The organism is Pseudomonas sp. GM84, from assembly GCF_000282535.1.
In the GTDB taxonomy this organism is placed as follows: Bacteria; Pseudomonadota; Gammaproteobacteria; order Pseudomonadales; family Pseudomonadaceae; genus Aquipseudomonas.
The window spans coordinates 24,919-33,302 of the sequence record NZ_AKJC01000311.1 but is presented as its reverse complement, the minus strand read 5'-3'; the positions used below and the strand labels follow the sequence as shown (position 1 = coordinate 33,302).

At 63.7% G+C, this 8,384-nt stretch carries 8 protein-coding genes; 4 read left to right on the top strand and 4 right to left on the bottom strand.

Annotation, left to right across the window (positions count from 1 at the left end; translation table 11 throughout):
- Window positions 1-71: 71 nt before the first annotated feature.
- Window positions 72-455: a PaaI family thioesterase gene (locus PMI38_RS22045; RefSeq protein ID WP_050548646.1), complete on the bottom strand. Its 384-nt coding sequence runs from the start codon at window positions 453-455 to the stop codon at window positions 72-74.
- Complete coding sequence (locus PMI38_RS22040) at window positions 455-2,779, bottom strand: Tex family protein (protein ID WP_008099010.1); 2,325 nt, start codon at window positions 2,777-2,779, stop codon at window positions 455-457. The genes PMI38_RS22045 and PMI38_RS22040 overlap by 1 nt, the downstream gene beginning before the upstream one ends.
- Before the next feature lie 183 nt (window positions 2,780-2,962).
- On the opposite strand from PMI38_RS22040, the gene ompR reads away from it, so the two are divergent.
- Both ompR and PMI38_RS22030 read left to right on the top strand, forming a co-directional pair.
- On the top strand, window positions 2,963-3,703 hold the full coding sequence (gene ompR / locus PMI38_RS22035) for an osmolarity response regulator transcription factor OmpR (protein ID WP_008099008.1): 741 nt from the start codon (window positions 2,963-2,965) through the stop codon (window positions 3,701-3,703).
- Window positions 3,704-3,716: 13 nt separating this feature from the next.
- Entirely contained in the window at window positions 3,717-5,030 is a 1,314-nt protein-coding gene (locus PMI38_RS22030; RefSeq protein ID WP_008099006.1) for an ATP-binding protein, read from the top strand.
- A gap of 146 nt (window positions 5,031-5,176) precedes the next feature.
- Here the strand turns inward: PMI38_RS22030 and rimK are convergent, their stop codons facing one another.
- Together rimK and rimB are read right to left on the bottom strand one after the other, a co-directional pair.
- A complete protein-coding gene (gene rimK / locus PMI38_RS22025; protein WP_008099005.1) occupies window positions 5,177-6,082 on the bottom strand; it encodes a 30S ribosomal protein S6--L-glutamate ligase in 906 nt (301 codons plus the stop codon).
- The gene (rimB, locus tag PMI38_RS22020; RefSeq protein ID WP_008099004.1) at window positions 6,079-6,561 is read right to left on the bottom strand and encodes a retropepsin-like aspartic endopeptidase RimB; all 483 of its coding nucleotides are present in this window, start codon (window positions 6,559-6,561) and stop codon (window positions 6,079-6,081) included. The genes rimK and rimB overlap by 4 nt, the downstream gene beginning before the upstream one ends.
- Before the next feature lie 109 nt (window positions 6,562-6,670).
- Here rimB and PMI38_RS22015 point away from each other — a divergent pair, with 109 nt between their 5' ends.
- Together PMI38_RS22015 and hslO are read left to right on the top strand one after the other, a co-directional pair.
- Complete coding sequence (locus PMI38_RS22015; RefSeq protein ID WP_008099003.1) at window positions 6,671-7,072, top strand: RNA-binding S4 domain-containing protein; 402 nt, start codon at window positions 6,671-6,673, stop codon at window positions 7,070-7,072.
- 282 nt (window positions 7,073-7,354) lie between these two features.
- Window positions 7,355-8,254 carry an Hsp33 family molecular chaperone HslO gene (hslO, locus tag PMI38_RS22010; protein WP_008099002.1) on the top strand — a complete coding sequence of 300 codons (900 nt, stop codon included), beginning with the start codon at window positions 7,355-7,357 and terminating at the stop codon, window positions 8,252-8,254.
- Window positions 8,255-8,384: the final 130 nt, after the last annotated feature.

The window sequence follows — 8,384 nt, the reverse complement described above, 5'->3', positions numbered from 1 at the left end:
GGCTTGCCGGCGATGGGGCGCAAAGTCGCCCCAAGATGCTGCCAAAAATACCGTAGATAGCGCTTGGTGAGCTAGAGAACCGCGAAGGTTCCTTGCGCTTTTGCCACCAGTTTGTCGCCTTGGACTACGTCGGCGTCGACCACCAGGGTGCGCCGCCCGGCGTGCAGCACGCGAGCGGTGCACAGCACGTCGCCTTCGCTGACAGCGCGCAGGTAGTTGATCTTGCACTCGATGGTCACGCTCTGTTGGTCGAAGCCATGGCTGGCCGAGCAGGCCAGCCCCATGGCAATGTCCACCAGGCTGAAGATCGCCCCGCCGTGCAGCTTCTGGCCGCGGTTGCGCAGGTGCGGCTCGAGCGCCAGGGCCACCTCGGCAACGCCTGTGTCCAGGCGTTGCACGCGGCAGCCAAGCAGCTGGCTGTAAGCGCTCTCGACAAGCGCCTTGGGGATTTCCATCATTTCTTCTTCAACTGCTTGGCGTTGGCGAACAGCGAGGCCATGGCATTGTTGGCCGGTGCTGCGGGGGCTGCTTCACGCTGGCGTGGCGCCTGCTGCGCGCGGTTGCCGCCGTTGCCACGGTTGCCGCCGCGGTTGCCTTCGACCTTTTCGCCCGGCGTGTCGCTCATGCGCATGGACAGGCCGACGCGTTTGCGCGGAATGTCCACTTCCATGACCTTGACCTTGACCACGTCACCGGCCTTGACCGCCTCGCGAGGGTCCTTGATGAACTTCTCCGACAGCGCCGAAATGTGCACCAGACCGTCCTGGTGCACGCCGATGTCGACGAAGGCACCGAAGTTGGTGACGTTGGTGACCACGCCTTCGAGGATCATGCCCGGTTCCAGGTCCTTGAGGTCTTCGACGCCGTCCTGGAAGGTGGCGGTCTTGAACTCGGGACGCGGGTCACGGCCAGGCTTGTCCAGTTCCTGCAGGATGTCGGTGACAGTCGGCAGGCCGAAGGATTCGTCGGTGAAGCGTTTCGGGTCGAGGCGCTTGAGGAAGCCGCTGTCGCCGATCAGCGAGCGGATGTCACGCTCGGTATCGGCGGCGATGCGTTGCACCAGCGGGTAGGCCTCCGGGTGCACGGCCGAGGCGTCCAGCGGGTTGTCGCCGTTCATCACGCGCAGGAAGCCTGCAGCCTGCTCGAAGGTTTTCTCCCCCAGGCGGCTGACTTTCTTCAGCGCCGCGCGGGTGGCGAACGGGCCGTTGGCGTCGCGGTGGGCGACGATGTTCTGCGCCAAGGTGCTGTTGAGGCCGGAGATGCGGGTCAGCAAGGCCACCGAGGCGGTGTTGACGTCCACGCCCACGGCGTTCACGCAGTCCTCGACCACGGCGTCCAGGCCACGGGCCAGCTTCATTTGCGACACGTCGTGCTGGTACTGGCCGACACCGATGGATTTCGGATCGATCTTCACCAGCTCGGCGAGCGGGTCCTGCAGGCGGCGGGCGATCGACACCGCGCCACGGATCGACACGTCCAGGTCCGGGAACTCGCGGGCGGCCAGTTCCGACGCCGAATACACCGATGCGCCGGCTTCCGAGACCATGATCTTGGTGATCTTCAGGGCCGGGTACTTCTTCACAAGCTCGGCCACCAGCTTGTCGCTTTCACGGCTGGCGGTGCCGTTGCCGATGGCGATCAGCTCCACCGAGTGCTTGGCGCACAGGGCGGCGAGGATGGAAATGGTGCGATCCCAGTCGTTTTTCGGCGCGTGCGGGTAGACCGTGGTGTAGTCCAGCAGCTTGCCGGTGGCATCGACCACGGCGACCTTGCAGCCGGTGCGCAGGCCCGGGTCGAAGCCCAGGGTGGCGCGCGGGCCGGCCGGTGCGGCCAGCAGCAGGTCGTGCAGGTTGTGGGCGAAGACGTTGATCGCCTCGCCTTCGGCGTTGTCGCGCAGCTCGCCGAACAAGTCGGTTTCCAGGTGGGTGTACAGCTTGACCTTCCAGGTCCAGCGCACCACCTCGGCCAGCCACTTGTCAGCAGGGCGGCTGCGGTTTTCCAGGCCGAAGTGGCCGGCGATCATCACCTCGCACGGGTGCAGGGTGCCAGGCAGCTCTTCGCCGACTTTCAGCGATGCGCTCAGCACGCCTTCGTTGCGCCCGCGGAAAATCGCCAGGGCGCGGTGCGACGGCGCGTTGCGCAGCAGCTCGTCGTGGGCGAAGTAGTCGCGGAACTTGGCGCCTTCTTCTTCCTTGCCCGCCACCACGCGTGCGCTGAGCACCGCATCGTGCTTGAGGAAGCTGCGCAGCTTGTCGAGCAGGGCGGCGTCTTCGGCGAAGCGCTCCATGAGGATGTACTTGGCACCCTCCAGCGCGGCCTTGACGTCGGCCACACCCTTGTCGGCGTCGACGAAGCGCGCGGCTTCGCTCTCCGGGTTCAGCTGCGGGTCGTTGAACAGGCCGTCGGCCAGCGCGCCAAGGCCGGCTTCCAGGGCGATCTGGCCCTTGGTGCGGCGCTTTTGCTTGTACGGCAGGTAGAGGTCTTCGAGGCGGGTCTTGGTGTCGGCCAGCTTGATCTCGCGGGCCAGCTCCGGGGTCAGCTTGCCCTGTTCCTCGATGCTGGACAGGATGCTGGCGCGGCGGTCGTCGAGCTCGCGCAGGTAGCGCAGACGCTCTTCCAGGTGGCGCAGCTGGGTGTCGTCCAGGCTGCCGGTCACTTCCTTGCGGTAACGGGCGATGAAGGGCACGGTCGAGCCTTCGTCCAACAAGCCCACGGCCGCTTCGACCTGCTGCGGGCGAACGCCCAGTTCCTCGGCGATACGGCTGTTGATGCTGTCCATGTGAACCACCTGACAAGGATTGAAAACCGCGCATTATACCGATCGAAATCGGCTTGCGGTGATAGCGCCAGGCCAGCGCCCGTGGCCAGGAACTGGCGCCCGGGGAAAAATCTGCTAACAATGCTCACGGCACGCAGGGTAATGGCTACGCCATAATGCGCGGCGATATCAGAGGAGTTATTCATGACTGGCACCCCCAACACCGCTGAAGGTGACAAGATTCTCATCGTCGACGACGACCCGGGGCTCAGCAGCCTGCTGGAACGTTTCTTCACCAGCAAGGGCTATCGCGCCCGTGCGGTCCCCAACACCGAACAGATGGACCGCCTGCTGCAGCGCGAGGTGTTCAACCTGGTGGTGCTCGACCTGATGCTGCCGGGTGAAGACGGCCTGTCCGCGTGCAAGCGTCTGCGCCAGTCGAACAACCAGATCCCGATCATCATGCTCACCGCCAAGGGTGACGAGCTCAGCCGTATCAAGGGCCTGGAGCTGGGTGCCGACGATTACCTGGGCAAGCCGTTCAACCCCGACGAGCTGATGGCGCGGGTCAAGGCCGTGCTGCGTCGCCAGGCGCCAAGCGTGCCGGGTGCGCCAGGCAGCGAGGACGAATCGGTCACTTTCGGCGACTACGAACTGTCGCTGGCCACCCGCGAACTCAAGCGCGGTGACGAAGTGCACATGCTCACCACCGGTGAGTTCGCCGTGCTCAAGGCGCTGGTCATGCATGCCCGCGAACCGCTGACCCGCGACAAGCTGATGAACCTGGCCCGCGGTCGCGAGTGGGACGCCCTGGAGCGCTCCATCGACGTACAGATTTCGCGCCTGCGCCGCATGATCGAGCCGGACCCGTCCAAGCCACGCTACATCCAGACGGTCTGGGGCGTGGGTTATGTGTTCGTTCCAGACGGAAACGCTGGCAAATGATGCTGCACCGTCGATGAAGACACCGCTGTGGTTCCCGCAGAGTTTCTTTGCCCGCACCTTGTGGCTGGTGCTGATCGTCGTCCTGTTTTCCAAGGCGTTGACCCTGGTCTACCTGCTGATGAACGAGGACGTGCTGGTCGATCGTCAGTACAGCCACGGCGTCGCGCTGACCTTGCGCGCCTATTGGGCCGCGGATGAAGAGAACCGCGAAAAGATCGCCGAGGCCGCCGGCCTTATCCGGGTGACCGGCTCTGGCGTACCTGAAGGCGAGCAGCACTGGCCATACAGCGAAATCTACCAGCGGCAGATGCAGGCCGAGCTGGGCGAAGACACCGAAGTGCGTCTGCGCATTCACGCGCCGCCGGCATTGTGGGTCAACGCGCCGAGCCTGGGGCCTGGCTGGCTGAAGGTGCCGCTGTATCCCCACCCGCTGCGCGGGCAGAAGATCTGGAACGTCCTGGGCTGGTTCCTGGCCATCGGCCTGTTGTCCACCGCCTCGGCGTGGATCTTCGTGCGTCAGCTCAACCAGCCGCTCAAGCGCTTGGTGTTCGCCGCCCGCCAATTGGGCCAGGGGCGCAGTGTGCGCCTGCCGATCAGCGACACACCCAGCGAGATGACCGAGGTCTACCGGGCCTTCAACCAGATGGCCGAGGATGTCGAGCAGGCCGGGCGTGAGCGAGAGCTGATGCTGGCTGGGGTTTCCCACGATTTGCGCACGCCACTCACGCGCTTGCGCTTGTCCTTGTCCTTGCTGGGCAGCGACAGCGAGCTGAGCGACGACATGGTGCGCGACATCGAGGACATGGATGCCATTCTCGACCAGTTCCTGGCGTTCATCCGCGATGGCCGTGACGAACCGGTGGAGGAGGTCGACCTGGCCGACCTGGTGCGTGAAGTGGTAGCGCCCTTCAACCAGCCGCACGAACGTGTGCGCCTGTGCCTGGAGCCGATCCCGCCGTTCCCGCTGCGCCGGGTGTCGCTCAAGCGCATGCTGGGCAACCTGATCGGCAATGCCCTGCACCACGCGGGCAAGGGGGTCGAGGTGGCGGCCTATGTGTCGGGTGACGAGAGTGCGCCGTATGTGGTGCTCAGCGTGCTTGACCGGGGCGCCGGGATCGACGAGTCGGAGCTGGAGACCATCTTCAACCCGTTCATTCGCGGGGACCGTGCCCGCGGTGGCAAGGGCACCGGACTGGGGCTGGCGATCGTCAAGCGGATCGCGGCGCAGCATGGCGGCAATGTGGAGCTGCGCAATCGGTCCGGAGGCGGGATCGAGGCGCGGGTGAGGTTGCCGTTGGGGTTATTGCTGCCGCGCAATGCTGTGTGATTTTCAGGGCTATTCCGGCCCTATCGCCGCGGTTCGTCGCCACGACAAGCCGGCTCCCACAGGTATTCCACAGGTCTGGAGAATTGTGGTGACCCTGTGGGAGCCGGCTTGTCGTGGCGACGAACCGCGGCGATAGGGCCCTTGAATCAACCCTTACCCTTGGTCCGTGTCTGATTCGGCCCGCCATTCTTCTCCAGATGCTCGATGATCATCCCGGCCACGTTCTTGCCGGTGGTCACCTCGATCCCCTCCAGCCCTGGCGAGGAGTTCACCTCCATCACCAACGGCCCATGGTTCGAGCGCAGGATATCCACACCCGCCACGCTCAGGCCCATCACCTTGGCCGCACGAATCGCGGTGATCCGCTCTTCAGGGGTGATCTTGATCAGGCTGGCGACGCCGCCCCGGTGCAGGTTCGAGCGAAACTCCCCTGGCTTGGCCTGACGCTTCATCGAAGCAATCACCTTGTCTCCCACCACGAAGCAGCGAATGTCGGCGCCACCGGCCTCCTTGATGTACTCCTGAACCATGATGTTCTGCTTCAGGCCCATGAACGCCTCGATCACCGACTCGGCCGCCTGGGTTGTCTCGCACAGCACCACGCCGATGCCTTGGGTGCCTTCGAGCACCTTGATCACCAGGGGCGCGCCATTGACCATCTGGATCAGGTCGGGGATGTCGTCCGGCGAGTGGGCAAAACCGGTAATCGGCAGGCCGATACCGCGCCGCGACAGCAGCTGCAACGAGCGCAACTTGTCCCGGGAGCGGGCGATGGCCACCGACTCGTTGAGCGGGTACACGCCCATCATTTCGAACTGGCGCAACACGGCGCAGCCGTAAAAAGTCACCGAGGCGCCAATACGCGGAATCACCGCGTCGAAGCCCTCGAGCGGCTTGCCCCGGTAATGGATCTGCGGCTTGTGGCTGGCGATGTTCATGTAGGCCCGCAGGGTATCGATCACTACCATTTCATGGCCACGCTGGATACCGGCCTCGACCAGGCGGCGGGTGGAATACAGACGCGGGTTGCGCGACAGCACAGCGATCTTCATGCAGCACCTGTGACAGGAGAAAGGGTGGCCGGAAAAGCCGGTTTGTCTTGAACGTACTTGAGGCCAGGGTTGACTACCAGCTGGCCGTGAATCAGCGCCTTGGAACCGAGCAGCAGGCGATAACGCATGCTCTTGCGACAAGCGAGGGTAAATTCGACTTCCCAGACGCGGTCGCCCAGCGCCAGCGAGGTGCGGATGACGTAACGGGTCTGGGCGTGGCCATTGGAACTCTTGATGGTCTTCATGGTGACCAGTGGCGCCTCGCAACGACGATGCCGCAACTGCACCACCGAACCCAGGTGGGCGGTGAAACGCACCCAGGCTTCGCCGTCGCGCTCGAACGGCTCGACCTCGGTGGCGTGAAGGCTGGACGTGCTGGCGCCGGTGTCGATCTTGGCGCGCAGGCCCGCCACGCCGAGGTCGGGCAAGGCGACCCACTCGCGCAGGCCGATCACAGTCAGATGGTCAAATGTCTTCACGAAGCACACCCTGGGAATAAGGTGGTGAACTGTAAGCACGGCGGGAACTTTTTGCATCCGATCGTTACGGTAGTACAGTTCGATGAAAGACAGTGTGCGAGGTAACGGGATGGCACAAAAAGCCGAAGACGACGACAAGGTTCGCCTGGATAAATGGCTGTGGGCGGCGCGCTTCTACAAGACGCGGGCACTGGCCAAGGCGGCGATCGAAAGCGGCAAGGTGCATTGCCGGGGCGAACGTTGCAAGCCTGGGAAGGAGCCGCGCGTAGGCGACGAGTTCGTCCTGCGCACCGGCTTCGACGAGCGCACGGTGGTGGTCAAGGCGCTGTCGGTGGTGCGCCGGGGCGCGCCGGAGGCCCAGACGCTGTATGAAGAAACCCAGGACAGTGTGCGCCGCCGTGAGCAGGCGGCAGAGATGCGCAAGGCCGGCGCCATGGGTGTGACTACCGATGGCCGGCCGAACAAGAAGCAGCGGCGGCAGATCCATCAGCTGCATGGCAGTTTCGATTGAGCGGCGGCCCTATCGCCGGCAATCCGGCTCCCACAGGGATTGAGGCCGACGCGGAAAGTGTGGGAGCCGGCTTGCCGGCGATAGGGCTGCATGCCACTTGGAAAACAGCGCATCAACCACCACATAGGCATCAGGCCTGTGGCACAGCCACTCGTCGAAAGTCATGCACAACATCTGGCCAAATGGCCATAACCAGAAACACTGTAGAGCGATGGTTGCCGCGTGCGGTATCTCGCATGTCCGTGTAATCATTTAGACACCCTTTTCAGATAGCCGAAACCTATGAGCGACTTGCCGGATACCGATTTCACCCAACGCTTCATCTTCGACGACCGCGACATCCGCGGCGAGTGGGTGGCACTCGATGACAGCTACGCTGCGGTGTTGGCGCGTCACCAATACCCGCAGCCAGTGGCTACACTGCTCGGCGAGCTGATGGCCGCTACGGCTTTGCTGGTAGGCGCGATGAAGTTCGACGGCCTGCTGATCCTGCAGGCGCGGTCGGCCGGGCCGGTCCCGCTGCTGATGGTGGAGTGCTCCAGCGAACGCGACATTCGTGGCATGGCCCGCTACGAAGCCGAGCAGATCCCTGCCGATGCAACGCTGGCGCAGCTGATGCCCGACGGTCACCTGACCCTGACCATCGACCCGGTCAAAGGCCAGCGCTACCAGGGTACCGTCGACCTCGACGGCGCCAACCTGTCGGAATGCTTCACCAATTACTTCGTCCAGTCGCAGCAGACCAATACGCGCTTCTGGCTGAATGCCGAAGGCGGCAAGTCGCGCGGTCTGTTGCTGCAACAGCTGCCGATCGATCGCGAGCGTGACGAAGAAGACCGTGAAAACAGCTGGCAGCACGTGGTTGCCCTGGCCAGCACGCTGAAAGCCCAGGAGTGGGCCGAAGACAACGAAACCCTGCTGCACCGCCTGTACCACGAAGACGCCGTGCGCCTGTTCGACATCCAGTCTCTGCGCTTCAACTGCAGCTGTTCGCGCGAACGTTCCGGCAATGCGCTGGTCAGTCTTGGCGAACACGATGCCAAGCAGCTGGTGGAGGAGTGTGGCGGCAAGGTGGAGATCGATTGCCAGTTCTGCAACGAACGCTATTTCTTCGATGCCAACGATGTTGCGCAACTCTTTGCCGGCGGCGGCACAGACACGGCCTCAGAAACTCGCCACTGAAACGGTTAATCACAGGTAAATCTCCTGTCTAATTGCGCAAAAGCGCGGTTACGACAGGAGGGGCCTACTTTTTTTGGGCGTTTCTGGCATAATCCGGCCACTTTTTTCGCTGTAGTAGTTTTTTTTAGAC